Annotated in this window: 1 pseudogene; it reads left to right on the forward strand. The window is 60.2% G+C overall.

Annotated elements, in window-relative coordinates:
- Positions 1–502, forward strand: a pseudogene (locus tag QLG12_RS07200) (hypothetical protein); the annotation flags it as partial.

Consider the following 502-nt stretch of genomic DNA (forward strand, 5'->3'; position numbering starts at 1 on the left):
CGCATCGTCGTCGACACCGGCAACTCGCGGCTGGAGGCGCCGATTCTTGAGCAGGCTGACGGGAACGAACTCGATCTCGACCAGTTGGGTAAAGAGCAATTAAAACTCCAGGTCTTTGCTGCCTCACCCGTCGATTTCAACCAGGGCGACACCATCATCATGCGCTTGCAAGGCACCACCCTCGACGGCGAACGCATCCAGGTCGAAGCCCGCCAGACCATCAACAAAAAACCACCGCTGGTGGTCGATGTGCTGATGGACAACGACGGTGCCCGGGCACTGGCAAAAACCCAGGGGGTGTTTTTCTTCGACCTGGAACGTGGCGGCAGCATCATTCAGCGCTCCAGAGGCCGCTTCATCAACATGCTCGGCGAACCCACACGCCTGGCAGCCCCCGTCGTCGAAAGCGCCGTGAGCGGTGCGCTTGATCCCGACTTGCCGAGCGTGATCGTCCGCATCCCCTACGATCCGCTGATCACCCCGGAAAACGCCATTGAAATCC

It is taken from the genome of Pseudomonas sp. V88_4 (assembly GCF_029967985.1).
Lineage (GTDB): Bacteria > Pseudomonadota > Gammaproteobacteria > Pseudomonadales > Pseudomonadaceae > Aquipseudomonas > Aquipseudomonas glycinae.